General features: G+C 36.6%; 27 protein-coding genes. All 27 read left to right on the top strand.

The features are described 5' to 3' along the window. Positions 1-442 precede the first annotated feature (442 nt). The 27 genes from H9636_RS02280 (at position 443) to H9636_RS02150 (ending at position 24561) form a co-directional block, all read left to right on the top strand. The gene (locus H9636_RS02280) at positions 443-1300 is read left to right on the top strand and encodes a class II fructose-bisphosphate aldolase (protein WP_191706033.1); all 858 of its coding nucleotides are present in this window, start codon (positions 443-445) and stop codon (positions 1298-1300) included. A 400-nt stretch (positions 1301-1700) separates the two neighbouring features. Beyond that, positions 1701-2351 carry a fructose-6-phosphate aldolase gene (gene fsa / locus H9636_RS02275; protein WP_191706032.1) on the top strand — a complete coding sequence of 217 codons (651 nt, stop codon included), beginning with the start codon at positions 1701-1703 and terminating at the stop codon, positions 2349-2351. A gap of 406 nt (positions 2352-2757) precedes the next feature. Next, positions 2758-4038: a UDP-N-acetylglucosamine 1-carboxyvinyltransferase gene (locus H9636_RS02270; RefSeq protein WP_191706031.1), complete on the top strand. Its 1281-nt coding sequence runs from the start codon at positions 2758-2760 to the stop codon at positions 4036-4038. A gap of 97 nt (positions 4039-4135) precedes the next feature. Continuing rightward, positions 4136-5098 (top strand): class II fructose-bisphosphatase, encoded by a 963-nt coding sequence (gene glpX / locus H9636_RS02265; RefSeq protein WP_191706030.1) that lies wholly within the window; start codon positions 4136-4138, stop codon positions 5096-5098. Positions 5099-5290: 192 nt separating this feature from the next. Then, positions 5291-6574, top strand: a complete 1284-nt coding sequence (gene rho / locus H9636_RS02260) for a transcription termination factor Rho (protein WP_191706029.1) — start codon at positions 5291-5293, stop codon at positions 6572-6574. A 201-nt stretch (positions 6575-6775) separates the two neighbouring features. After that, a complete protein-coding gene (rpmE, locus tag H9636_RS02255) occupies positions 6776-6976 on the top strand; it encodes a 50S ribosomal protein L31 (RefSeq protein WP_122971454.1) in 201 nt (66 codons plus the stop codon). 290 nt (positions 6977-7266) lie between these two features. Then, a complete protein-coding gene (locus H9636_RS02250) occupies positions 7267-7839 on the top strand; it encodes a thymidine kinase (protein ID WP_191706028.1) in 573 nt (190 codons plus the stop codon). A 182-nt stretch (positions 7840-8021) separates the two neighbouring features. Next, entirely contained in the window at positions 8022-9098 is a 1077-nt protein-coding gene (gene prfA, locus H9636_RS02245; protein ID WP_191706027.1) for a peptide chain release factor 1, read from the top strand. Continuing rightward, the gene (gene prmC / locus H9636_RS02240) at positions 9085-9948 is read left to right on the top strand and encodes a peptide chain release factor N(5)-glutamine methyltransferase (RefSeq protein WP_191706026.1); all 864 of its coding nucleotides are present in this window, start codon (positions 9085-9087) and stop codon (positions 9946-9948) included. Before prfA ends, prmC begins: the two co-directional genes overlap by 14 nt. Before the next feature lie 45 nt (positions 9949-9993). Beyond that, the gene (locus H9636_RS02235; RefSeq protein WP_191706025.1) at positions 9994-10626 is read left to right on the top strand and encodes a stage II sporulation protein R; all 633 of its coding nucleotides are present in this window, start codon (positions 9994-9996) and stop codon (positions 10624-10626) included. Between the two features lie 94 nt (positions 10627-10720). After that, positions 10721-11758 (top strand): L-threonylcarbamoyladenylate synthase, encoded by a 1038-nt coding sequence (locus tag H9636_RS02230; protein WP_191706024.1) that lies wholly within the window; start codon positions 10721-10723, stop codon positions 11756-11758. Between the two features lie 130 nt (positions 11759-11888). Further along, on the top strand, positions 11889-12401 hold the full coding sequence (locus H9636_RS02225) for a manganese efflux pump MntP (protein ID WP_191706023.1): 513 nt from the start codon (positions 11889-11891) through the stop codon (positions 12399-12401). Positions 12402-12420: 19 nt separating this feature from the next. After that, a complete protein-coding gene (locus tag H9636_RS02220) occupies positions 12421-12861 on the top strand; it encodes a low molecular weight protein arginine phosphatase (protein ID WP_191706022.1) in 441 nt (146 codons plus the stop codon). Positions 12862-13228: 367 nt separating this feature from the next. After that, a complete protein-coding gene (rpiB, locus tag H9636_RS02215) occupies positions 13229-13666 on the top strand; it encodes a ribose 5-phosphate isomerase B (RefSeq protein WP_191706021.1) in 438 nt (145 codons plus the stop codon). A gap of 7 nt (positions 13667-13673) precedes the next feature. Then, entirely contained in the window at positions 13674-14231 is a 558-nt protein-coding gene (locus tag H9636_RS02210; RefSeq protein WP_191706020.1) for a TIGR01440 family protein, read from the top strand. 165 nt (positions 14232-14396) lie between these two features. Then, positions 14397-15656 carry a serine hydroxymethyltransferase gene (gene glyA / locus H9636_RS02205; RefSeq protein WP_191706019.1) on the top strand — a complete coding sequence of 420 codons (1260 nt, stop codon included), beginning with the start codon at positions 14397-14399 and terminating at the stop codon, positions 15654-15656. 236 nt (positions 15657-15892) lie between these two features. Then, positions 15893-16522, top strand: coding sequence for a uracil phosphoribosyltransferase (gene upp / locus H9636_RS02200; protein ID WP_191706018.1), 630 nt, complete (start codon positions 15893-15895; stop codon positions 16520-16522). Positions 16523-17164: 642 nt separating this feature from the next. Next, entirely contained in the window at positions 17165-17536 is a 372-nt protein-coding gene (locus tag H9636_RS02195) for an ATP synthase subunit I (RefSeq protein ID WP_191706017.1), read from the top strand. Between the two features lie 30 nt (positions 17537-17566). Then, positions 17567-18280 (top strand): F0F1 ATP synthase subunit A, encoded by a 714-nt coding sequence (gene atpB, locus H9636_RS02190; RefSeq protein ID WP_191706016.1) that lies wholly within the window; start codon positions 17567-17569, stop codon positions 18278-18280. A gap of 70 nt (positions 18281-18350) precedes the next feature. Further along, positions 18351-18563 carry a F0F1 ATP synthase subunit C gene (gene atpE / locus H9636_RS02185; protein ID WP_036200106.1) on the top strand — a complete coding sequence of 71 codons (213 nt, stop codon included), beginning with the start codon at positions 18351-18353 and terminating at the stop codon, positions 18561-18563. 211 nt (positions 18564-18774) lie between these two features. Further along, positions 18775-19296 carry a F0F1 ATP synthase subunit B gene (gene atpF, locus H9636_RS02180; RefSeq protein WP_191706015.1) on the top strand — a complete coding sequence of 174 codons (522 nt, stop codon included), beginning with the start codon at positions 18775-18777 and terminating at the stop codon, positions 19294-19296. Continuing rightward, positions 19293-19829, top strand: coding sequence for a F0F1 ATP synthase subunit delta (locus tag H9636_RS02175; protein WP_191706014.1), 537 nt, complete (start codon positions 19293-19295; stop codon positions 19827-19829). Before atpF ends, H9636_RS02175 begins: the two co-directional genes overlap by 4 nt. Before the next feature lie 28 nt (positions 19830-19857). Then, positions 19858-21366 carry a F0F1 ATP synthase subunit alpha gene (gene atpA / locus H9636_RS02170; RefSeq protein WP_122971469.1) on the top strand — a complete coding sequence of 503 codons (1509 nt, stop codon included), beginning with the start codon at positions 19858-19860 and terminating at the stop codon, positions 21364-21366. A 50-nt stretch (positions 21367-21416) separates the two neighbouring features. Next, the gene (gene atpG, locus H9636_RS02165) at positions 21417-22280 is read left to right on the top strand and encodes an ATP synthase F1 subunit gamma (protein WP_122971470.1); all 864 of its coding nucleotides are present in this window, start codon (positions 21417-21419) and stop codon (positions 22278-22280) included. A 116-nt stretch (positions 22281-22396) separates the two neighbouring features. Beyond that, positions 22397-23812 carry a F0F1 ATP synthase subunit beta gene (gene atpD, locus H9636_RS02160; RefSeq protein ID WP_191706013.1) on the top strand — a complete coding sequence of 472 codons (1416 nt, stop codon included), beginning with the start codon at positions 22397-22399 and terminating at the stop codon, positions 23810-23812. A gap of 23 nt (positions 23813-23835) precedes the next feature. Continuing rightward, positions 23836-24243 carry a F0F1 ATP synthase subunit epsilon gene (locus tag H9636_RS02155; RefSeq protein ID WP_191706012.1) on the top strand — a complete coding sequence of 136 codons (408 nt, stop codon included), beginning with the start codon at positions 23836-23838 and terminating at the stop codon, positions 24241-24243. A gap of 75 nt (positions 24244-24318) precedes the next feature. Beyond that, positions 24319-24561 (top strand): DUF1146 family protein, encoded by a 243-nt coding sequence (locus H9636_RS02150; protein WP_191706011.1) that lies wholly within the window; start codon positions 24319-24321, stop codon positions 24559-24561. The last annotated feature ends 67 nt before the right edge of the window (positions 24562-24628 follow it).

Here is a 24628-nt window from a genome sequence, read left to right as displayed (position 1 = left end):
TCTCTATGCTTGAGAGACGGGTTTAACAAAAGTGAAACTTTCTTTAAAAGGAAATGTTCTAATAAAGTGTTTTTGCGGCTGTCGCAAGCTTCCGCCGCAGAAAAGGGTAGCATCTCCTAGCACTTGAGAGATGAATTAAATGAATAGTTCAAAATAAGTGTAAGTTAATATTAAGGAAATTAGTACTAAAAAAATAGTGCGCCTGACGCAAGCTTTCGGCGCAGAAAACAAACCCGTCTCTATGCTTGAGAGACGGGTTTAACAAAAGTGAAACTTTCTTTAAAAGGAAATGTTCTAATAAAGTGTTTTTGCGCCTGACGCAAGCTTTCGGCGCAGAAAACAAACCCATCTCTATGCTTGAGAGACGGGTTTGTTTTTGCTATGATTAGACTGGAATATTTATCTTATTAAATTTACTATCTGTCCGAGGAGGATTATCGTAATGCCATTAGTATCAATGAAAGAAATGTTAATAAAGGCGAAAGAAGAAGGATATGCTGTAGGGCAATTTAATATTAATAACCTTGAGTTCACTCAAGCGATTTTACTTGCTGCTGAAGAAGAAAAATCTCCAGTAATCCTAGGTGTTTCTGAAGGTGCTGGAAAATATATGGGCGGATTTATTGCAGTTGTAAATATGGTTAAAGGATTAATGGAAAGTTATAAAATTACAGTACCTGTTGCTATTCATTTAGATCATGGTTCAAGTTTCGCTAAATGTAAAGAAGCTGTAGATGCTGGCTTTACATCTGTAATGATTGATGCTTCTCATCACCCATTTGAAGAAAATGTTAAAATTACTACAGAAGTTGTGGAATATGCGCATTCAAAAGGTGTTTCCGTTGAAGCTGAACTTGGTACTGTTGGCGGTCAAGAAGACGATGTAATTGGTGCTGGTATTATTTATGCTGATCCTCAAGAATGTAAACAATTAGTTGAACAAACGAACATTGATTGTTTAGCACCTGCTCTTGGTTCAGTTCATGGACCATATCAAGGTGAGCCAAATTTAGGATTTAAAGAAATGGAAGAAATCTCGAATTTAACAGGTTTACCTCTTGTACTACATGGTGGAACTGGTATTCCAACAAAAGATATTCAACGTTCAATTTCGTTAGGAACGGCAAAAATAAACGTGAACACTGAAAACCAAATTGCTGCAACGAAAGTTATTCGTGAAATTTTTGAAAACGATAAAAAAGTGTATGATCCTCGAAAATATTTAGGACCAGCACGTGATGCGATTAAAGAAACGGTTATTGGTAAAATGCGTGAATTCGGTAGTTCACAAAAGGCATAATGCTTCAACTTACTGTTATTTAGAAATAATGTTTCAATCGTAATTAATAGGGAATTTATTTTTAAAATAATAGCAGAATGGTTTTAATTATTACTAAAAATGTTTACTATAGGATAAACAATAGAATACATGCTTTTTTATCTTTGTTATCATTCAATCGAAGAATTTTCTTTCCACTTGGCAATGATTCTTCCTCTCATTGAATGTTAATAGAACTTCCGGAGCATGTCCCGGATCTTTGATAGAGTTAACTGTACAAGCACAATTAAAATCCGGACGCAATTGTGCCGAGGCGTAATTGATATAGTGATTTGCAGGAGAAGTGTCGGATTGAGATCAATCGACCTTCTCTTAATTTTTGATTGACACTTATAAGTGCAAAACAGGGAGGATATAAATAATGAAATTTTTTATCGATACAGCAAACTTTGAAGAAATTAAGGAAGCCCATTCTTGGGGGATTTTATCTGGAGTTACAACAAATCCATCGTTAGTTGCAAAAGAGGAAAATGTTTCTTTCCATGATCGTCTTCGTGAAATTGCTGAATTAGTGGATGGCTCTGTAAGCGGAGAAGTTATTTCACTAGATGCTGAAGGTATGATTAAAGAAGGGTTAGAATTAGCAGCTATTGCACCAAACATCACGGTTAAATTACCGATGACACCAGAAGGATTAAAGGCTTGTAAATTTTTCTCGGAAAAAGGTATTAAAACAAATGTAACTTTAATCTTCAGTGCGAACCAAGCATTAATGGCTGCACGTGCTGGTGCAACTTATGTATCTCCTTTTGTCGGACGATTAGATGATATTGGCCAAAGTGGTATGGAGTTAATTGCAACGATTTCTGATATGTTTGCTATTCACGGTATTGAAACAGAAATTATTGCAGCTTCTATTCGTCACCCACAACACATTACAGATGTTGCGTTAGCAGGGGCTGATATCGCCACAACACCATTTAAAGTTTTAAAACAATTATTCCATCATCCGTTAACTGATAAAGGGATTGAAGGATTTTTAGCTGACTGGGAAAATCGTAAAAGTAAATAATAGCCTAGCCCTGTTATGAATAACTAAGTTTTTTTCAACATTCAACAATATTTAAAAATAAAATATTATATAGAGAATAGAAAAAATCTCGATTGTTCATAAAATTTTAAGCTTTAAATTGTGAAAAAGGTAAATAATAAACAGTAACAACAAAAATTATAAATAAATTACCATTATTTCACTTCATACAAAACAACTGATTAAAAACCCTTAAGGGATTGTTTATAAACTGTACGTGTATGAAGTGAAAGCCATTGGCGATTAATACACTGTTTCTTTAAAAATGAACGAGCTAATTCAATCGTTTTATGTGTAATAGTCAAGGCACATTGATAGAAAGTGAACGGTATGGCTAGCTTAAAGAACAGTAATAAGTGAAACTTTCCAATCATAAGGGAGAACGGATATGGATGTTTATAAAATCAATGGCGGAAATCGCCTTAAAGGAACATTAAAAGTTAGCGGTGCAAAAAATAGTGCAGTTGCATTAATCCCTGCTTCCATCTTAGCTAATTCTTCGGTAACAATTGGTGGTATTCCTGAAATATCAGATGCTTGGACGTTAAAAGCATTACTGGAGGAAATTGGTGGAGAAGTATCTTTTAAAGATGGACAGATGATGATTGACCCTACCAATATGCTTGCGATTCCTTTGCCAAATGGAAATGTAAAGAAACTTCGAGCTTCTTATTATTTAATGGGGGCAATGTTAGGACGCTTTAAAAAAGCCGTTATTGGCTTACCGGGAGGTTGTTTCTTAGGACCACGTCCAATTGATCAGCATATTAAAGGTTTTGAGGCACTGGGTGCTAAAGTCACGAATGAACATGGTGCTATTTATTTGCGTGCAGATGAGTTAATCGGTGCGAAAATATACTTGGATGTAGCAAGTGTAGGTGCCACAATCAATATTATGTTAGCAGCCGTACGTGCAAAGGGACGTACGATTATTGAAAATGCTGCAAAAGAACCAGAAATTATTGATGTTGCCACACTTTTAACAAACATGGGTGCTAACATCAAAGGAGCAGGAACGAGTGTCATACGGATTGATGGAGTAGAGGAACTTCATGGAACAAATCACACTATTATACCTGACCGCATTGAAGCATCCACTTTTATGATTATGGCGGCAGCAATTGGTGATGGGGTGACAATTGATAATATTATTCCTCTTCATTTAGAAGCTGTTACAGCAAAATTACGTGAAATGGGTGTTAAAATTGAAGAGGGGGAGGAAAGTGTTTTTATCCCACGAACGGATTTACTTCAAGCAGTTGATGTAAAAACACTTGTTTACCCTGGTTTCCCTACAGACGTTCAACAACCACTATCTGTTTTAATGACACAGGCAGTAGGTGCCTCAAAAGTGACTGATACGATTTATTCCGCCCGCTTTAAACATATAGATGAATTGCGGAGAATGAATGCAAATGCACGAGTAGAAGGAAACAGTGCCATTATTCAAGGACCAACGAAACTTCATGGTTCTAAAGTTACTGCAACCGATTTACGAGCTGGTGCTGCTCTAGTTTTAGCTGGATTAATCGCAGAAGGTGAAACAGAAATTCAAGATATATATCATATTGAGCGTGGATATAGTTCGTTAATCGAAAAATTATGTGCACTTGGTGCTGATATTCGACGCGAAACAATTGAAGTAAGTAGTGTTAAAAGAGCAAAATAATAGATATAAATAGTCTAAAATCAAAAAAATAAATATGATACAATAGATGAAACATTTAGTTTCGGTAAACCTGCCGAATACAGGAGGCAAATGAAGAATGGAACGTAGTTTAACGATGGAAGTTGTACGCGTAACAGAAGCAGCAGCAATTGCATCTGCAAAATGGATGGGACTTGGTTTAAAAGATGAAGCAGATGATGCAGCGACGACTGCTATGCGTGCATTATTTGATACAATTCCCATGCATGGTACCGTTGTAATTGGGGAAGGCGAAATGGATGAAGCACCAATGTTATATATTGGTGAAGAACTTGGTCTCCGTAATGGTGGTCCACAAGTGGATATTGCCGTTGACCCCCTTGAAGGAACAAACATTGTTGCAAAGGGTACGAATGGAGCAATGACAGTGTTAGCCATCGCAGATCGAGGGAATTTATTGAATGCTCCTGATATGTATATGGAAAAACTTGCTGTAGGTCCTGAAGCGGCTGGTAAAGTGAATATAAACGCATCAGTTACGGAAAATTTACAAGCGGTTGCAAAGGCGAAAAATAAAGACATTTCTGACGTAGTTGCTGTTTTACTTGATCGTCCAAGACACCAAAAAATTGTTGACGAAATTCGAGCAGCAGGTGCACGAATTAAGTTCATTCAAGATGGTGACGTAAGTGCAGCGATTAATACAGCTTTTGATGAAACGGGTATTGATATTATGTTTGGTACCGGTGGTGCTCCAGAAGGGGTTATTTCAGCTGTTGCTCTTAAATGTTTAGGTGGAGATTTCCAAGCAAAACTAATTCCAGAAGATGATGCTCAACGTGAACGATGTGAAAAAATGGGTATTGATTTAAATCAAGTATTATACTTAGACGATCTGGTAAAAGGTGACGATGCTATCTTCGCAGCAACTGCAGTTACAGATAGCGAGCTTTTAAAAGGCGTTCAATATAAAGGTTCATACTGTTTAACGAATTCTTTAGTTATGCGAGCTAAAACGGGAACAGTACGTTTTGTTGAAGGTCGACACCATCTTAACAAAAAACCTAGATACGTAAAATAAACTTCAACCCTTTAGATGCCTGATTAAAACTTAATATTTTCGGATATTTTATGGATAACCGCTTTATTTTTATCCACAAACGTTCTCCACAATCAGGCATCTTTTCTACTATTCTTTCATACTTATGAACCCTACGGCAATAACACTTCCAATAACCAAAAAGATAAAACTTTAAAAGACTGGAGATATGCTATGTCTGCTCATACAATAGCTCAATTGGAAAATATGACGTTAAAAGAGTTGTATGCTCTTGCACGTGATTACAAGATTTCATATTATAGTAAATTAACAAAAAAAGAATTAATCTTTGCTATTTTAAAGTCTCGTTCTGAACAAGAAGGTTACTTCTTTATGGAAGGTGTACTTGAAATAGTAAACCAAGAAGGATTTGGTTTCTTACGGCCGATCAACTATTCTCCATCTAAAGAGGATATTTATATTTCAGCTTCCCAAATCAGACGTTTTGACCTGCGAAATGGGGACAAGGTATCCGGAAAAGTACGTCCTCCAAAAGAAAACGAGCGTTACTTCGGATTGTTACAAGTCGATGCGGTAAACGGGGAAGATCCTGAAATCGCAAAAGAACGGGTTCACTTCCCGGCACTAACTCCACTTTATCCAGATAGACAAATTAAATTAGAAACTGAACCAAATAAATTATCTACCCGGATTATGGATTTAGTTGCGCCAGTTGGATTCGGGCAACGTGGTTTAATTGTTGCACCTCCGAAGGCTGGGAAAACCTCTCTTTTAAAGGAAATTGCCAACGCAATTACAACAAATTATCCAGAAGCAGAATTAATCGTTCTTTTAATCGACGAGCGTCCTGAGGAAGTAACGGATATTGAACGTTCTGTAAAAGCGGACGTTGTAAGTTCTACATTTGACGAAGTACCTGAAAATCACGTAAAAGTCGCGGAGCTTGTTTTAGAACGCGCACGTCGTTTAGTTGAACATAAGCGGGATGTCATTATTTTAATGGATTCCATTACCCGTTTAGCAAGAGCATATAACTTAGTTATTCCGCCGAGTGGACGAACATTATCTGGTGGTATTGATCCAGCAGCATTCCACCGTCCAAAAAGATTTTTTGGTTCTGCCCGCAATATTGAGGAAGGTGGAAGTTTAACCATTTTAGCAACTGCTTTAGTCGATACAGGTTCTCGTATGGATGAAGTTATTTATGAAGAGTTCAAAGGGACTGGAAATTTAGAATTACATCTTGATCGCCAATTGGCTGAGCGTCGTATATTCCCAGCTCTTGATATCCGTCGTTCAGGTACGCGTAAAGAGGAATTATTAATTCCGGAAAATCAATTAGAAAAATTATGGGCTATTCGTAAAACGTTTTCAGATGCACCTGATTTTGCGGAACGTTTTCTGAAAAAGTTGCGAACATCTAAAACAAACGAAGAGTTTTTTGAAAAACTAAATAATGACATGAAAAAAGCGACAAAAGGAAAAGGGTTAATATAAATAGAAGTATTCCCTTATAGGCAGTTTCATGTTTTAGTTTGATTACTTTTTTTATCTTTTCCTTGCGAACAAAATTATTTCTTGCTATAATCTTTTAAGTATGTAACGTGTGCATATTTAACTGGCATATTCGGGTTATGTAAGGCACAGTTCGAATAATAACTCTGTTCCAGATGGTTCAGGGCGAGAGGAGAAACGAATATGAAACAAGGAATTCATCCAGATTACAAAACTGCAACAGTAACTTGCTCTTGCGGTAATACTTTCGAAACAGGTTCAGTAAAAGAAAAAATTACTGTAGAATTCTGTAGCGAATGTCACCCATTCTATACTGGTCGTCAAAAATTCGCGTCTGCTGACGGACGTGTGGATCGTTTCAACAAAAAATACGGTCTTAAATAAGAAATTTTTAAATGCCTGCCAAGCTCAGCTTGCAGGCATTTTTTATAGTAAAGCTTGTCACGATACATATAAAATAAATTGTCTGACTTTCATGGATTAATTGTAGAAGAACTATAAGATAAGATATACTATGAATGTTGAGAGTAAGTTCATGGATGATTTTAGAGGATCTTTCAAATAGAACGCCTTGGGAGTTCATCTCAGGGCTTTTTCATTGTATAAAGTAAAATATTCAACTAAGTAGAACTTCAAAAGTTAACAGATCACAACTTAGAAAGAGGTTTATTGGTATGGCGCAATTATTTTTTAAACATGGTGCGATGAATAGTGGGAAATCTATTGAAATTCTAAAAGTTGCACATAACTATGAAGAACAAAATAAGCCAGTATTAATTTTTACTTCTGGAATTGATACAAGAGATGAAGTAGGGTATGTGTCCAGCCGAATCGGCCTTCGACGTCAGGCAATTCCAGTGTTTGACGATACAAATTTATTTGAATATGTAAAAAATTATTCGGAGAAACTTTATTGCGTATTAGTTGATGAAGTACAATTTTTAACAAAGGAACATGTTTTACAATTAACACAAATCGTCGACAGATTAAATATCCCAGTTATGGGATTCGGTTTGAAAAATGACTTCCAAAATGAGCTGTTTGAAGGTAGCCGATATATGTTGATTTACGCCGATAAAATTGAGGAAATGAAAACAATTTGTTGGTTCTGTCATAAAAAGGCGACAATGAATTTGCGAGTTGATGAAAATAATAAACCGGTGTACACGGGAGAGCAAATTCATATTGGCGGAAATGATACATATTATCCCGTTTGCCGCAAATGCCATGTGAACCCACCGCTATAAGGAACAATTAAATTGGCTTTCGCATAAATGTAGCGATAAAGAAACAATTTCTTTATACTAAAAAAGATAAAATATAACGATGTATCAATAGATTTAGACAATCATAAATAGCATATACCCGAAATTTATCGGGGGTATTGCGGAATTTAAACCATATATGAAATTTAATTAGAGGTGAAATTATGTTTGATCGATTACAAGCGGTTGAAGACCGATATGAAAGATTAAATGAATTATTAAGTGATCCAGATGTTGTTAGTGATAGTAAAAAGCTTCGTGAATATTCAAAGGAACAATCCGATATTCAAGAAATGGTAGAAGTATATCGAGAATATAAAGATGTAAAACAACAATTAGCAGATACGAAAGAAATGTTAGATAATGAAAAAGATCCTGAAATGCATGAAATGGTAAAAGAAGAATTTAACGAACTAAATGCACGCATTCCTGAATTAGAAGAACGGTTAAAAATACTTCTAATTCCAAAGGATCCGAACGATGATAAGAACGTTATTATGGAAATTCGCGGAGCTGCCGGCGGGGATGAAGCAAATATTTTCGCAGGGGATTTATTCCGTATGTATTCCCGTTATGCAGAAACGCAAGGATGGAAAATTGATATTATGGAAGCAACACCTAACCCAATGGGCGGTTATAAAGAAGTGATCTTTATGATTAACGGTCAAGGTGCTTATTCCAAATTTAAATATGAAAATGGCGCACACCGGGTTCAACGGGTTCCTGCTACAGAATCCCAAGGTCGTATTCACACTTCTACAGCGACTGTTGCATGTTTACCTGAAGTAGAAGAAGTGGATGTGGAAATTCATGAAAAAGATATTCGAGTTGATACATTTGCCTCTTCTGGTGCAGGTGGTCAATCCGTTAATACGACAATGTCAGCAGTGCGTATGACCCATATTCCAACTGGTGTTGTCGTATCGATGCAAGATGAACGTTCTCAAATTAAAAACCGTGAAAAAGCGATGAAAATTCTTCGAGCTCGTGTTGCTGATATGTATATGCAAGAAGCACAAAAAGAGATTGATGCTACCCGTAAGTCTGCGGTTGGTACAGGGGATCGCTCTGAGCGTATTCGCACATACAATTATCCACAAAATCGTGTCACTGATCATCGAATCGGCTTAACTCTTCAAAAGTTAGATATTATTATGGAAGGCAAGTTGGATGAAATTATTGATGCATTAATGTTGGAAGAGCAAGCATCAAAACTTGCCCATTTAAATGATGAAGCATAAAACGATTTTTGAGGCCCTTCAAGGGGCTTCTTCTTTTTTAGTCGAAAATGGTCGTGACGAAAATGCCGCAAGACTTTTAATGCAACATGTTTATGAAACAAATTATTCCGGATTAATGATGCGAATGCACGATATAATTAGCGAAGAGAAAATAACGGAATTTCAAAAATATGTAGACGAACATGCCAATGGTAGGCCGGTACAATATATTATTGGTTCGGAAGAGTTTTTCGGTAGGAAGTTCCAAGTGGATGAGTCAGTTTTAATCCCTCGTCCTGAAACGGAAGAGCTAATTGTTGGAGCATTAGACCGAATGAAAAAGCTGTTTGGAGAACGTTCTGCAGTGAAAATTTGTGATATTGGAACTGGAAGTGGTGCCATCGCGATAACGATGAAAAAGGAATGGCAAGAAGCGCAAGTTGTTGCCACGGATATTTCTGAAAAGGCAATCAAAACGGCGAAAAAAAATGCAGAACTTTTACAAGCACAAATTGAGTTTCGTCTAGGTGATTTGACAGAACCTATTGGACATGAAAAATGGGATGTTGTATTATCAAATCCTCCTTATATTGCATTTGGCGAAGCAAAAGAAATGTCCGAAATCGTTTTGGATCATGAACCTCATACTGCTCTTTTTGCAGAAGAAGAGGGACTAATTTTGTATAGAAAGCTTTCAGAGCAATTGCCGAAACTTTTAAATAAACCTGCATTAATCGGTGTGGAGATTGGTTATCAACAAGGAGAAGCAGTGGCAAAATTCTTTAAATCTAGCTTTCCAGATGCTACGGTGGAAATCGTTAAAGATATAAATCAAAAAAATAGAATGATTTTTTGTGAAATAAATGTATAAAAAGTTCTCTTCCTGACAATTATGATGTCAGGGAGGGAATTAAATATGTTAAACGATTACGAGATTACAAGAGTTCAAAAAGAAAATAAATACGATAAAGTATTAAGTCTATTAAGATTACTAGCGTGTTCAATTGCTATTATGTGTTCTATCATTTTACTACCAGATATGTTTGATAAAGTCTATGAAGCTAGAAATAATTTAGTTGAAGATAGTTTGAAAATTCGAGTTGTGGCAAATAGTAATACAAAAGCAGATCAACAATTAAAACTTGAAATGGTGGAAAATTTAACACCGTTTTTCACACAAATCCAAAATAATGAACTAGCGAATAGAGATAATGATGAAGTATATACAGAACTAGCTTCTTACTTAGAAAAAAACTATGCAGATGCAAATGTAAAAATGAACTTAGGTAATAATTTAATGCCACCAAAATTACAATCCAATATGTTTTACCCACAATCGTATTATCAATCGCTCGTTTTGACAATTGGTGATGGTAGAGGGGATAACTGGTGGTGCAGTATTTTCCCAAATATTTGTGAGCGTTCTGCAGATAAAGACGACGACAAAGAAAAAACGGAACAAAAAGATAGTGATGAGAAAGAAGATAGTAAGGAAAAGACTAAAGTGACATTTATCGTATGGGAATGGATTAAAAAGCTATTTAGTTAAGTAATCAATTACTTATGCACATTTTTTAGAGTATTATCCACAAAATGTGTATAAACTGTTAGAAAATTTCGAAATTAGAGAAGGAGGGGCAATGATGGAAACGCTCAGAATGCTTGTGGATAATAGTAATAGCGAAATCAGTTATTCACAAGCGGTCGATTTGTTAAATAGAGGGGAAGTTGTCGCCTTTCCTACAGAGACAGTCTATGGACTTGGTGCTGTTGCAACGAATGAGTTGGCTGTGAAAAAAATCTTTGAAGCAAAAGGTCGTCCGTCTGATAACCCCTTAATTGTACATATTGGAACGATTGATGAAGTTCCAAATTATATAGAAGAAATTCCGGATGTTGCTAAGAAACTAATGGATTGTTTTTGGCCTGGCCCGTTAACGTTGATAATGCAAGCGAAAAAAGGGAAACTAGCATCCAATGTTACAGCAGGTTTATCGACTGTTGGATTACGAATGCCAAACCATGAAGTAGCTTTAAGGTTATTAAGAAAGTTACGAAAACCAGTAGCGGCTCCAAGTGCAAATCGAAGTGGAAAGCCAAGTCCTACAAAAGCTGTTCATGTCGAAGAAGATTTACAAGGTCGCATTCCTCTTATATTAGATGGGGGAGCAACAGGTTTAGGTATTGAATCGACAGTACTAGATGTAACGGTTACCCCACCAGTCATACTTCGTCCAGGCGGTGTAACAAAAGAAATGTTAGAACAAGTAATTGGTAAAGTCATACTACCAACAAAGGAACAACAAAAACTCGATTCGACACCAAAGGCGCCAGGGATGAAATATACCCATTATGCGCCAAATGCTCCGGTATACTTAATCGATCTTAATAAAAAAGAAGTAGAACAGGCATTGAGAAAGTTAAAAGAATGTGGACATAAAGTAGCCCTTCTTGCACCTTCATCCTATCAAGATTTAAAGGCAGATTATTTTTTCTCCTATGGAAGTGAAGAAAATAAAGAGCAAATGAGTGCGAAACTTTATGATGATTTGAGAGCGTGTGATAAGACAGAGGCATCCATTATATTAGCTACAACGACTACTACAGAAGGTGTCGGTGCGGCTATAATGAACCGGCTAGAAAAAGCTGCAGGTAGTAAGTGGTATAAAAATGAAGAATAGATTCTAATGAAGGGTTTGCTTGAAAAAGTAAACCCTTTTTTAATTTTAAAAAAGGTGGACAAGAAACAATGATAAAGAATGATGATGAGGCATATGATAGTAGAAATCTAATAAAGGAAAGAGGACTATTTTGCAGGAAATACTTACCGGACTTATTGTGGCACTGGATGTAGTCGCACTTTATTTACTTCTTCCCGACGTAAAACAACGTTTCATTCTTTCTTTATGGACGGCTATATTACATATGATATTCCCAATTATCGGTTTTACTCTCGGTAGATGGATGGTACATATCCTATTACAATGGTCAAATTTAATTTCTAGTATTCTATTGTTTTCTATTGGGCTTCAATTAATCCTTTCAACAAAGAATCGTCAAATAATGGCAATTCCCATATCAATATTAGCGATTACAGCCAGTTTAGATACCTTTTCAGTCAGCATTTCTTTTGGTATGCTTAACTTACAAAAATTTTTATTTATTTTCAGTGCAGGATTATGGACTTTTGTACTGTCTTACATTTCTTTGCAACTCGCAAGAAGCCGTTTTTCTATAAAAGGGGATTCGTTGAAGTGGATTGCAGGATTGTCGTTAATTGTTATAAGTATCTATACGTTTTTTAATAGTATTGATTATCTTTAATATAGAAAGAGTGGACATCATGAACATTTATTTCATTTGTACTGGCAATACTTGTAGAAGCCCTATGGCTGAGGCTATTTTGAGAAGTAAAAATGTGCAAGGTGTACAAGTTAAATCAGCTGGCATTTATGCATTAGAGGGGGGCGGAATATCCGAAAATGCAAAAGCTGTGCTTGAACATGATCAAATTAATTTTGAGCATATGACTTCCCAAGTGAAACTACAAGATATCGAATGGGCAGATTTAATTTTAACAATGACTTGGGCCCATAAAAATATGATTCTTCATACTTTTCCAAATGCCCTAAACAAAACTTTTACTTTAAAAGAATACGTGACACCATACGGTTCAAAAGATGTATCAGACCCATTTGGTGGGGATATCGCTACCTATAGACAAACGTATCTGGAATTAAATCGGCTCATCGACGAATTAATAGTAAAACTTTCAGAAAAATAGCTAGATATAATTATGTAAGTGAGTTAGTAAAAGACCCAATAATAAATTGTTTGAAACTACATAAATGAAAAGTGCCATCATTCTAGTAAGTTATAAACTACTTACGAATGATGGCACTTATTCGTTTCGCAAATCATAGAAGTTAATTATAATAAAAATCAGAATAATGAAACGGATTTTGTTGAATACACGAATTATTTACAGTGTTTACGTTGGAATTACGATTAAAATATGAACATTATAATACAAATGCAATATATTATTCGTGTTTTATGAAAAAGATTAAAGGAAACTTTTCAAAATCCATGTTAATCTTTCGTAATAAGTGGTACACTGTTGATGACAATAACACGTAGGAGGGAACATAGTGAAAATTGCAATTTCTTCAGACCACGGTGGAAATAACTTACGTAAAGAAATTATGTCACTATTAGACGAACTTCAAATTAGTTATGAAGATTTTGGACCAAAGTCCGATGATTCAGTTGATTATCCTGATTATGCTCGCCCTGTAGCTGATGGTGTTGCAACTGGTAAGTTTGATCGAGGAATTTTAATTTGTGGAACCGGCATCGGAATGTCAATTGCTGCAAACAAAGTAAAAGGGATTCGTTGTGCATTAGTTCATGATGTATTTAGTGCTAAAGCTACTCGTTGCCATAACGATTCAAATGTTTTAGCGATGGGTGAACGAGTAATTGGTCCAGGTCTAGCGAGAGAAATCGTAAAGGCATGGTTAAATACGGATTTTGAAGGTGGTCGTCATACTCGACGCATCGATAAAATTTCCGAGCTTGAAGGGTAATTCATCGATGATTCATTTACAACAAGTACAGTCCCAATTATCCCAATTGCTTGACGAACTGGAACAACAAGTACAGTTCCAACCGAATCAATTGTTTGTTATCGGTTGTTCAACTTCTGAAATTGCTGGTTCAAAAATCGGAACATCGGGTGCTATCGAAATAGCGGAAGTGCTTTATCGGGAATTTGCAAGTTTTGCTAAAAGAAACAATCTTTATTTAGTTTTCCAAGGCTGCGAACATATTAATCGTGCATTAACGATGGAGTATAGTGCTGCTTTAATATACGGTTTAGAACCCGTAACCGTTATCCCTGTAAAACATGCAGGAGGTTCGATGTCAGCCTATGCCTATACTCAATTAGAAAATCCAGTAGTCGTCGAACATGTTCGAGCGCATGCCGGAATTGACTTAGGTCAAACCCTTATTGGGATGCATTTAAAAGAAGTAGCAATTCCCGTTCGAACATCCATCCGAAAAATTGGAGAAGCGGTAGTAACAATAGCGAAAACACGTCCAAAGTTAATAGGTGGAGAACGGGCAATCTATGTAAGACCTACTGAATAGAAATATTTAAAGGTTTCAGTTAAATCATTTATGTTAATAGAGCGTGTTTATCCACGCTTAATGTAAAAAGATTAACAATTGATGTTTATTGCTGTTAATCAGATAAAATCCAATTATAATGATTTTTATTAAAAAAATAAAAGAACTTTAGGGGGATTTATAACGATGGCTTATGAAAAAGTAGCGGCACAAGATAAAGCAGTACTAGAAGGAATTTTAGCAGAGAAAAAACGTCAACAAGCAAACATTGAATTAATTGCATCCGAAAACATTGTTTCCGAAGCGGTTATGGAAGCACAAGGATCTGTATTAACAAATAAATATGCTGAAGGTTATCCTGGTAAACGTTACTACGGAGGTTGTGAACATGTTGACGTTGTTGAAGACATCGCTCGCGACCGTGTAAAACAAATTTTTGGTGCTGAATATGCAAATGTTCAACCCCACTCTGGTGCGCAAGCAAATATGGCAGTATACTTCACGGTTCTTGAACCAGGTGATACAGTACTAGGAATGAATCTTTCCCATGGTGGTCACTTAACACATGGTTCTCCTGTTAATTTTTCTGGTATTCAATATAAATTTGTAGAGTATGGCGTAACGGAAGATACAAATGTAATAGATTATGAAGATGTTCGCGCAAAAGCTTTAGAACATAAGCCGAAGTTAATTGTAGCTGGTGCTTCTGCCTATCCACGTGAAATCGATTTTAAAAAATTCCGTGATATTGCAGATGAAGTCGGAGCTTATTTCATGGTAGATATGGCACATATTGCTGGTCTTGTAGCAGCTGGTGAACATCCATCCCCAGTACCTTATGCAGATTTTGTTACTTCAACTACTCATAAAACGTTACGTGGACCTCGTGGTGGTTTAATTTTAACTTCTGAAGAATGGGGTAAAAAGATTGATAAGTCGGTCTTCCCTGGAATTCAAGGTGGGCCATTAATGCATGTCATCGCTGCTAAAGCAGTGGCGTTTGGTGAAGCGTTACAACCAGAATTTAAAGAATATGCAAAACAAATTAAAAAGAATGCAAAAGTTCTTGCTGAAACATTAATTTCAGAAGGATTAGAAATTGTTTCCGGCGGTACAGATAACCATTTATTATTAGTGAATGTGAAATCAGTTGGTTTAACTGGTAAAGTGGCTGAAAAGATATTAGATGAAGTAGGGATTACTGTAAATAAAAATACAATCCCTTATGATCAAGAAAAACCGTTTGTTACTTCTGGTATCCGTATCGGTACACCTGCTGTAACTAGTCGTGGCTTCGTAGAAGAAGACATGAAAGAGGTTGGATTAATTATTGCTAAACTTCTTAAAAATCCAGAGGATGCTGGGGTAAAACAAGAAGCAGCTGATCGTGTAAAAGTTTTAACAGATAAATATCCAATTTACGAAGATTTAGTAACAAATATTTAATATAAAAAAGCTAGTGAGTTCTCTCACTAGCTTTTTGTGTTTTACAAAAGTAAACACCTTAAGCTGTTTATGGAACGTATGTTTTAAAATCGAAAGTTCTATAAATGCATTTGACATATAGTTTTATGTTAGAACTTTTTTTGATATACTAGTTTAGATTAGGTGATTTTTTCTTAGTCTTTAGAAAACATCACAGATGGTAAATGAATGAAATGAATAGTTAGGAGCGAGTCCCATTGAGCAAAGTATATGTATTTGATCACCCATTAATCCAACATAAGTTAACTTATATCCGTGATAAAAACACTGGAACAAAAGAATTTCGTGAACTAGTGGATGAAGTAGCAACATTAATGGCATTTGAAATTACTCGTGATATGCCACTTGAGGAAATTGAAATTGATACTCCTGTAACAAAAGCTAAAACAAAAGTACTTTCAGGTAAAAAAATGGCAATTGTTCCAATTCTACGTGCTGGTATCGGTATGGTTGATGGAATATTAAAATTAATCCCAGCTGCAAAAGTGGGACATATTGGATTATATCGCGATCCAGAAACACTAAAACCAGTTGAATATTATGCAAAACTTCCTGCTGATGTGGAAGAACGTGACTTTATTATAGTTGATCCTATGTTAGCTACAGGTGGCTCTGCAGTTGAGGCGATTAACTCATTAAAAACACGAGGAGCAAAAAGTATTAAATTTATGTGCTTAATTGCTGCCCCTGAAGGTGTTGAAGCTATTCAAGAAGAGCACCCTGATGTAGATATTTACATTGCTGCCCTTGACGAAAAATTAAACGATCACGGATATATTGTTCCAGGCTTAGGAGATGCTGGTGACCGTTTATTTGGTACAAAGTAAAAACTGCTTAGTTTTTAAGAATATGTAATCGAAAATAATGACCCTTTTATATGGAGAAGGGCCATTATTTTCATTTTAAATGGTTTATTGATCCCAATGGTGAACCGTTGATTAGTTTTTAAGGAATAAGTGAATAATATTGTAGGAAAAAGAATTTTATATGATTTGAATATTTTGGAAGAAAGAATGGTGAAATGGTTGTTTTGCTAAAATAATAAAATATAACCAAGTGATATTTGAAAGTTATTACACAAATTTGTCAACAATTTGACAAGAATTCATGAGTTGTGAAGTTTTTCACTATAACCAATTGACATCAAAATATCACTATTGTATGCTTACAAAGGGTAAGAATGACAAGGGTTTTTTAAGTCAAGTACTGACCATAAACACTTGTTATATCAAGTTTCTACTAGATTGACAGTTGAAACTAGTCAATGTCAATTAGCAACGTTTTCAAGCGTCTGAGTTTAAATGTTTGCAGCGGAACAAAGTTAAATTCTTATTAATATAAGGATTTAATTATATAATTAGATGATTTTATCATTATTGAAACCGCTTGTAATACATATACTCGCTTGATTCCTTTAGTAGTGAACGATTTTAACGTTACTCGAAAAAGATTTGGGAGATAAATTGCCAATGCTAGATTTGCATCACATTTTTGCCATGCAGAAGAAAGCGTTATTTTTTTTGCTTGCTCTTTGTGCGTTAGGATGGGGATTTACCTCATATCCAACAGTTTTTGCTGGAATTGCGGTGGGTGCTTGCTTTGGTACATATAACTTTTGGATTCTTGTTCGAAGAATGGACAAGTTTGATCGTTCCATAAGTGAAGGAAGAAAAGCAGTATCTCTCGGCTCAGCTTTGCGCTTTGGATCAGGTATTGCAGCAGTCGCTATCGCCATTACGTTGCCACAATATTTTCATTTAATTAGCACAGTCATAGGGCTAATGATTCCGTACGTGTTCCTATTTATAGGAGTTATCGTATATTCAGTAAGAAACAACTAAGGTAACTAAGAAAGTGAGGTGAATGCAAGAATGGATCATGGAGCTCCAGAGCTAACGATAGGCTTTTTAACTTTCAACTTATCAACAGTTCTTATGCTAGTGGTAACAGCTGCCATTGTGTTTTTAATTGCATTTATTGCTACACGTAACTTAAAGCTGAAACCAACTGGTATGCAAAACTTTATGGAATGGGTTATGGATTTCGTAAAGGGAATCATCCAAAGCAACATGGACTGGAAAACAGGCGGTCGATTCCACATTTTAGGGATCACATTAATTATGTTTATCGCCGTTGCAAACTTGTTAGGTTTACCATTTTCAGGAATCATCGTAGGTGGCGATTTATGGTGGAAATCACCAACAGCTGACCCTACTGTTACATTAACATTAGCAGCGATGGTTATGGTACTAGCAACATACTACGGTATTAAAATGCGTGGTACTGGAAATTATTTCAGAACTTTTGTTCAACCAATGTCATTTATGTTCCCGCTTAAAATTGTAGAGGAATTCGCTAATACATTAACGTTAGGTCTTCGTCTTTACGGTAACATTTATGCTGGTGAAATTTTACTTGGTTTACTTGCTGGTATGGCAGGTTCAGGTGCAGTAGGATTCATAGGTGCTATCATTCCAACGATGGCATGGCAAGGATTCTCAATCTTTATTGGCTTTATCCAAGCCTTCATTTTCACAATGTTAACAATGGTTTACTTATCTCACAAAGTGAGTGCAGACCATTAATATAAAGCTTTTAGTGTAAACATTAATTGCTTAACAAAAATAAAAAACAATTCCAAGGAGGAAATTTTCAATGGGTTTATTAGCAGCAGCAATCGCAATCGGTTTAGGTGCACTTGGTGCAGGTATTGGTAACGGTCTTATCGTTTCACGTACAGTAGAAGGTATCGCTCGCCAACCAGAGGCTCGTGGCGTTCTTCAAACTACAATGTTCATCGGGGTAGCGTTAGTAGAAGCCCTACCGATCATTGCAGTAGTAGTAGCATTCATCGTAATGAACCGATAATTGTCGGCTCAATTTGTGTGGCGAAGATGATTCCACAAGAAGAAACTTCGCCATTCCTTTTGTATGAAAACAGTTTGATTTAAAAGTTTTTTTGAAATTGAAAGTAAAGAAATGAAATCATAGATTTTATGAATGTTTCATAAGTTCGCTTTAATGCAAACCGCTTTGAAACGAGACAATATTGAAAGCTCTTGAAGGGAGTGAAACAATCGTGAATTTAGATTACCTAGTACTTGGTGCTGGAGCTCACAACTTTAATGGTGGAGACGTAATCGCAACATTAGTTATCTTCATCGTGTTAATGGCTCTTCTAAAGAAATTCGCGTGGGGTCCGTTAATGGGCATTATGCAACAACGTGAAGAATTAGTTGCAAGCGAAATCGATGCAGCTGAAAACGCTCGCAAAGAATCAGCTAAACTTTTAGAAGAACAAAGAAGTCTTTTAAAAGAAGCTCGTACTGAAGCACAAACAATCATTGAAAGTGCTAAAAAACAAGGCGAAGTACAACGTGATGAAATCATTACTGCTGCTCGTGCTGAAGCTAACCGCTTAAAAGAATCAGCTGTTCGTGAAATCGAAACTGAGAAAGAAAAAGCAATCGCTGCAGTTCGTGAAGAAGTCGTTTCACTATCGGTTCTTGCGGCATCTAAAGTTCTTGGGAAAGAAATTTCTGAAGAGGACAATAGCGCACTAATTAAAGAAACGATTGCGAAGGCAGGCGAAGCGAAATGAGTCAATCGACTATAGCTAGCCGCTATGCGAATGCATTGTTTCAATTAGCGCAAGAAAAACAAGTCGTTGCGGAAGTGAACGGAGATTTAGAGGAGTTAGTAAAAGTTTTAGAAACTACTCCAGAGTTACTTTCTTTACTTGCTACTCCAAAGTTCTCTATCGAACGTAAAAAACAAATTGTAGCAGAAATTTTTGCTAGTGCGAACCCAATCGTCGTTAGCACGCTTGAACTTCTAATTGAAAAGAAACGTGTTAATGAAGTAGAAAGTTTAGCGCAACAATTTAAACAATTAGCAGCTGCATCACAAGGTGCTGCTAATGCAACAGTTTTCTCTACTCGTGCTCTTACTGATCAAGAAAAAGACGAAATCTCTTCTTCTTTCGGTAAATTAGTTGGTAAAGAAAAACTTACTATTACAAACGTAATCGAACCATCCATTCTTGGTGGTGTACGTGTTCAAATCGGTAACTACATTTTTGATAACACTGTAGCAAATAAGCTAGAGGGATTAAAACGTACGTTAGTTGGTTAATTAAAAAGAAATGTGAGAGGTGACATTCATGGGCATCAAGGCTGAAGAAATCAGCGTGCTGATAAAAAAGCAGATTGAAAACTACCAATCTGAATTAGAAGTAAGCGAAGTTGGTACTGTAATCACAGTTGGTGACGGTATCGCTCGTGCTCATGGCCTCGACAATGTCATGGCTGGAGAATTATTAGAGTTCTCTAACGGTGTTATGGGTATGGCTCAAAACTTAGAAGAAGGTAACGTTGGTATCATCATCTTAGGACCATACTTAGACATTAAAGAAGGCGATGAAGTACGTCGAACTGGCCGTATTATGGAAGTACCAGTTGGTGAAGAATTAATTGGTCGCGTTGTAAACCCACTAGGTCAACCAGTGGATGGACAAGGCCCAATCAACACTACAAAAACTCGTCCTATCGAAAGCCCAGCTTTCGGTGTAATGGCTCGTAAATCCGTTCACGAACCATTACAAACAGGTATTAAAGCGATTGACGCTCTTGTACCAATCGGTCGTGGTCAACGTGAGTTAATCATCGGTGACCGTCAAGTTGGTAAAACTTCAATTGCAATCGATACAATCCTTAACCAAGCAGACCAAGATATGATTTGTATCTATGTTGCTATCGGTCAAAAAGAATCTACAGTTCGTGGCGTAGTAGAAACACTTCGTAAACACGGTGCTTTAGATTACTCAATCGTTGTAACTGCATCTGCTTCTCAACCAGCTCCATTATTATACTTAGCACCTTATGCTGGTGTATCTATGGCTGAAGAGTTTATGTTACAAGGTAAACACGTATTAATCGTATACGATGATTTATCAAAACAAGCGGCAGCTTACCGTGAACTTTCATTATTATTACGTCGTCCTCCAGGTCGTGAAGCTTACCCTGGTGACGTATTCTACTTACACAGCCGTCTATTAGAGCGTGCTGCGAAATTAAACGAAACGTATAAAAATGGTTCGATTACAGCTCTTCCATTCGTTGAGACACAAGCTGGGGATATCTCTGCATACATCCCAACAAACGTAATCTCAATCACTGATGGACAAATTTTCTTACAATCTGACTTATTCCACTCAGGTGTACGTCCAGCCATCAACGCTGGTTTATCCGTATCACGTGTAGGTGGTTCTGCTCAAATTAAAGCGATGAAAAAAGTTGCTGGTACACTACGTCTTGACTTAGCAGCTTACCGTGAACTTGAATCATTCGCTCAATTTGGTTCAGATTTAGATAAAGCAACTCTTGCAAAACTTGAACGTGGTAAACGTACGGTTGAAGTTCTTAAACAAGATCTTAACAAACCAATTAAAGTTGAAAAACAAGTTACAATTCTTTATGCATTAACTCGTGGTTTCTTAGATGATATCCCTGTTCAAGATATCGTTCGTTTCGAAGCTGAATTATACAGCTGGTTAGATGTAAACCACACTAACGTTTTAGATCATATCCGTACTACAAAAGAACTTCCTTCTGATGAAGAAATGGCAGCTGCTCTTAACGAATTCAAAAAGACTTTTGCAAAATCAGAGTAAGATCTTAAGCCGTGATTTGTGATTAAAAACGAAAAGGTGGTGAAATACCAGTGGCAAACTTACGCGATATAAAAAATCGTATTGGTTCAACGAAGAAAACGAGCGCAATGACAAAAGCCATGCAAATGGTTTCTGCTTCTAAGAAAAATCGTGCAGAACAAAATGCAAAAGCTTACGTTCCTTATATGGAAAAAGTACAAGATGTAGTTGCTGCAATTGCGTCAGGTACTTCAGATGCAACACACCCAATGTTAGTATCTCGTCCTGTAAAGAAAACAGCTTATTTAGTAATTGGATCTGACCGTGGACTTGCAGGGGCATATAACTCAAGTATTTTACGTCAGTTAACTCGTACATTAAACGAGCGTCATAAGTCAAAAGACGAATACGTGATTTTGGCAATCGGTCGTGTGGCACGTGATTATTTCGTAAAACGTGGTTATAACGTAATTGAAAGTATTATTGGTTTACCTGACCAACCTTCTTTCTCTGACGTTAAACAAATCGCTCGTAAAGCTGTTGGTATGTTCGCTGATGGTACATATGATGAACTTTATATGTACTATAACCACTTTGTCAGTGTTATTTCACAAGAAGTTACTGAGAAAAAGGTATTACCAATTACTGATTTAGCTCCAGCAAGTGAAGGCGTTCATGCATCATATGAATTTGAGCCATCAGGCGATGCAATTCTAGAAGTTCTACTTCCTCAATATGCAGAAAGCTTAATTTATGGTGCTTTATTAGATGGTAAAGCAAGTGAACATGCTGCTCGTATGACAGCGATGAAAACTGCAACTGATAATGCGAAAGAACTTATTAGTGCATTATCTCTTGAATATAACCGTGCGCGTCAAGCGGCGATTACGCAAGAAATTACAGAAATCGTTGGTGGAGCTGCAGCCTTAGAATAGGCTCAGCACTCCAATGTCGTTTATAAAAGGAAGAAAAGCGGAACATTGTTATTTATCAAACATGACGGAATAATAACGCCGCTCGGACACCAAACTCGATAGGAGGGTACAAAGAAATGAACATAGGACACGTTATTCAAGTAATGGGTCCGGTTGTTGACGTTAAATTCAGCAACGGCCAATTACCAGCAATCTATAACGCTTTAACTGTTAAGATTGACCGTCCAAATCAAGAATCAGTTACTTTAACTTTAGAAGTAGCTCTTCACTTAGGTGACGATTCTGTCCGCACGATTGCTATGTCATCTACTGACGGCTTACAACGTGGTGCAGAAGTTACAGACTTAGGAAATCCAATCTCTGTACCAGTTGGTGACGTAACTCTAGGACGTGTATTTAACGTACTTGGTGAAGTTATCGACTTAGGAGAAGAAATCCCAGCAGAAGCTCGTCGTGATTCTATTCACCGCGAAGCTCCTAAATTTGATGAATTAACTACTGAAGTTCAAATCCTAGAAACAGGTATTAAAGTAGTAGACTTATTAGCTCCATACATTAAAGGTGGTAAAGTAGGTTTATTCGGTGGTGCCGGTGTAGGTAAAACTGTATTAATTCAAGAACTTATTAACAACATCGCTCAAGGTCACGGTGGTATTTCCGTATTCGCTGGTGTAGGTGAACGTACTCGTGAAGGGAACGACTTATTCCACGAAATGAGTGACTCTGGTGTTATTAGTAAAACATCAATGGTATTCGGTCAAATGAATGAGCCACCTGGAGCACGTATGCGTGTTGCTTTAACTGGTCTTACAATGGCTGAATTCTTCCGTGATGAACAAGGTCAAGACGTACTTTTATTCATCGATAACATTTTCCGTTTCACACAAGCAGGTTCTGAGGTTTCTGCCCTATTAGGACGTATGCCTTCTGCGGTAGGTTACCAACCAACACTTGCTACTGAAATGGGTAACTTACAAGAACGTATTACATCTACAAATAAAGGTTCGGTAACATCTATTCAAGCAATCTATGTACCTGCCGATGACTATACTGACCCAGCTCCAGCTACAACTTTCGCTCACTTAGATGCAACAACAAACTTAGAGCGTAAATTATCTGAGATGGGTATCTACCCTGCGGTGGATCCACTAGCTTCAACTTCTCGTGCTTTATCACCTGAAATTGTTGGTGAAGAACACTATAAAGTAGCTCGTGGAGTTCAAATGACTTTACAACGTTACAACGAATTACAAGATATTATCGCCATCTTAGGTATGGATGAATTATCTGATGAAGACAAGCAAACAGTTGAACGTGCTCGTCGTATTCAATTCTTCTTATCTCAAAACTTCCACGTAGCGGAACAATTTACTGGTCAACCAGGTTCTTTTGTACACGTAAAAGATACTGTTCGTTCATTCAAGGAAATCCTTGAAGGTAAATACGATCACTTACCAGAAGATGCTTTCCGTTTAGTAGGTAGCATTGAAGAGGTTATTGAAAAAGCTAAAAGCATGGGCGTAGAGGTATAACTTTCGGACGAGGAGGAAAAAATATGAAGACAGTTCAAGTCAATATTGTCACTCCCGACGGCCCAGTGTACGATTCAGAAGTCGCAATGGTTATCGCTAAAACAGTTTCTGGTGAAATTGGTGTTCTAGCAGGACATATTCCTATGGTTGCTCCACTTACAATTGGTGCTGTGACACTAAAAAAAGAAGACGGTTCACAAGAAATTGTTGCCGTTAGTGGTGGATTCATTGAAGTTCGTCCTGATCAAATTTCGATACTAGCTCCGTCAGCTGAAGTTGCAGCGAATATCGATCTTGCCCGTGCTAAAGAAGCAATGGCACGTGCGGAACAACGTCTTCAAATGAAACAAGATGACATTGATTTCCAACGCGCTGAGCTAGCTTTAAAACGTGCGATTAATCGTATCAGCGTTCATGAGGGTAATATGTAATTTTCATTACAAAAGATAAAAGCGGACGGGCAACTGTCCGCTTTTTAACTGTTTAACAAGGAGGAATCTTGTAACATGGAATTCTATCAATCGATGGGCTTACAAGCAGTCATTGGATTAATATCCCATATCTTTTTTATTGTCATTAGTTTTTATGCGTTACAAGCTTTTCGATTAGAACAACTGTTTAAAAAGGGACATACGTTTCAAATTCAGCTTATTTATATTTTATTAAGCATTGTCATTGGATCAACTGTTTCAAACTTTATTTTAGATATTACAAATTGGTCACAACAATTACCTTTCATTTTTTCATAAAATTAACCATTATCTTTTTTAAGGTACATATTATATGCCTTGTAAGGACAAATGATCTTTCGTTTGT

The organism is Ureibacillus galli (assembly GCF_014836845.1).
Taxonomy (GTDB): domain Bacteria; phylum Bacillota; class Bacilli; order Bacillales_A; family Planococcaceae; genus Ureibacillus; species Ureibacillus galli.
The sequence above is the reverse complement of the archived record's forward strand: the minus strand, read 5'-3'. Positions and strand labels throughout refer to the sequence as shown.

Bases quoted from the DNA above. Each gene is read 5' to 3' on its own strand.
- H9636_RS02280 (WP_191706033.1), top strand. From the start codon at position 443: ATGCCATTAGTATCAATGAAAGAAATGTTAATAAAGGCGAAAGAAGAA.
- fsa (WP_191706032.1), top strand. From the start codon at position 1,701: ATGAAATTTTTTATCGATACAGCAAACTTTGAAGAAATTAAGGAAGCC.
- H9636_RS02270 (WP_191706031.1), top strand. From the start codon at position 2,758: ATGGATGTTTATAAAATCAATGGCGGAAATCGCCTTAAAGGAACATTA.
- glpX (WP_191706030.1), top strand. From the start codon at position 4,136: ATGGAACGTAGTTTAACGATGGAAGTTGTACGCGTAACAGAAGCAGCA.
- rho (WP_191706029.1), top strand. From the start codon at position 5,291: ATGTCTGCTCATACAATAGCTCAATTGGAAAATATGACGTTAAAAGAG.
- rpmE (WP_122971454.1), top strand. From the start codon at position 6,776: ATGAAACAAGGAATTCATCCAGATTACAAAACTGCAACAGTAACTTGC.
- H9636_RS02250 (WP_191706028.1), top strand. From the start codon at position 7,267: ATGGCGCAATTATTTTTTAAACATGGTGCGATGAATAGTGGGAAATCT.
- prfA (WP_191706027.1), top strand. From the start codon at position 8,022: ATGTTTGATCGATTACAAGCGGTTGAAGACCGATATGAAAGATTAAAT.
- prmC (WP_191706026.1), top strand. From the start codon at position 9,085: ATGATGAAGCATAAAACGATTTTTGAGGCCCTTCAAGGGGCTTCTTCT.
- H9636_RS02235 (WP_191706025.1), top strand. From the start codon at position 9,994: ATGTTAAACGATTACGAGATTACAAGAGTTCAAAAAGAAAATAAATAC.
- H9636_RS02230 (WP_191706024.1), top strand. From the start codon at position 10,721: ATGGAAACGCTCAGAATGCTTGTGGATAATAGTAATAGCGAAATCAGT.
- H9636_RS02220 (WP_191706022.1), top strand. From the start codon at position 12,421: ATGAACATTTATTTCATTTGTACTGGCAATACTTGTAGAAGCCCTATG.
- H9636_RS02210 (WP_191706020.1), top strand. From the start codon at position 13,674: ATGATTCATTTACAACAAGTACAGTCCCAATTATCCCAATTGCTTGAC.
- glyA (WP_191706019.1), top strand. From the start codon at position 14,397: ATGGCTTATGAAAAAGTAGCGGCACAAGATAAAGCAGTACTAGAAGGA.
- H9636_RS02195 (WP_191706017.1), top strand. From the start codon at position 17,165: ATGCTAGATTTGCATCACATTTTTGCCATGCAGAAGAAAGCGTTATTT.
- atpB (WP_191706016.1), top strand. From the start codon at position 17,567: ATGGATCATGGAGCTCCAGAGCTAACGATAGGCTTTTTAACTTTCAAC.
- atpE (WP_036200106.1), top strand. From the start codon at position 18,351: ATGGGTTTATTAGCAGCAGCAATCGCAATCGGTTTAGGTGCACTTGGT.
- H9636_RS02175 (WP_191706014.1), top strand. From the start codon at position 19,293: ATGAGTCAATCGACTATAGCTAGCCGCTATGCGAATGCATTGTTTCAA.
- atpA (WP_122971469.1), top strand. From the start codon at position 19,858: ATGGGCATCAAGGCTGAAGAAATCAGCGTGCTGATAAAAAAGCAGATT.
- atpD (WP_191706013.1), top strand. From the start codon at position 22,397: ATGAACATAGGACACGTTATTCAAGTAATGGGTCCGGTTGTTGACGTT.
- H9636_RS02155 (WP_191706012.1), top strand. From the start codon at position 23,836: ATGAAGACAGTTCAAGTCAATATTGTCACTCCCGACGGCCCAGTGTAC.
- H9636_RS02150 (WP_191706011.1), top strand. From the start codon at position 24,319: ATGGAATTCTATCAATCGATGGGCTTACAAGCAGTCATTGGATTAATA.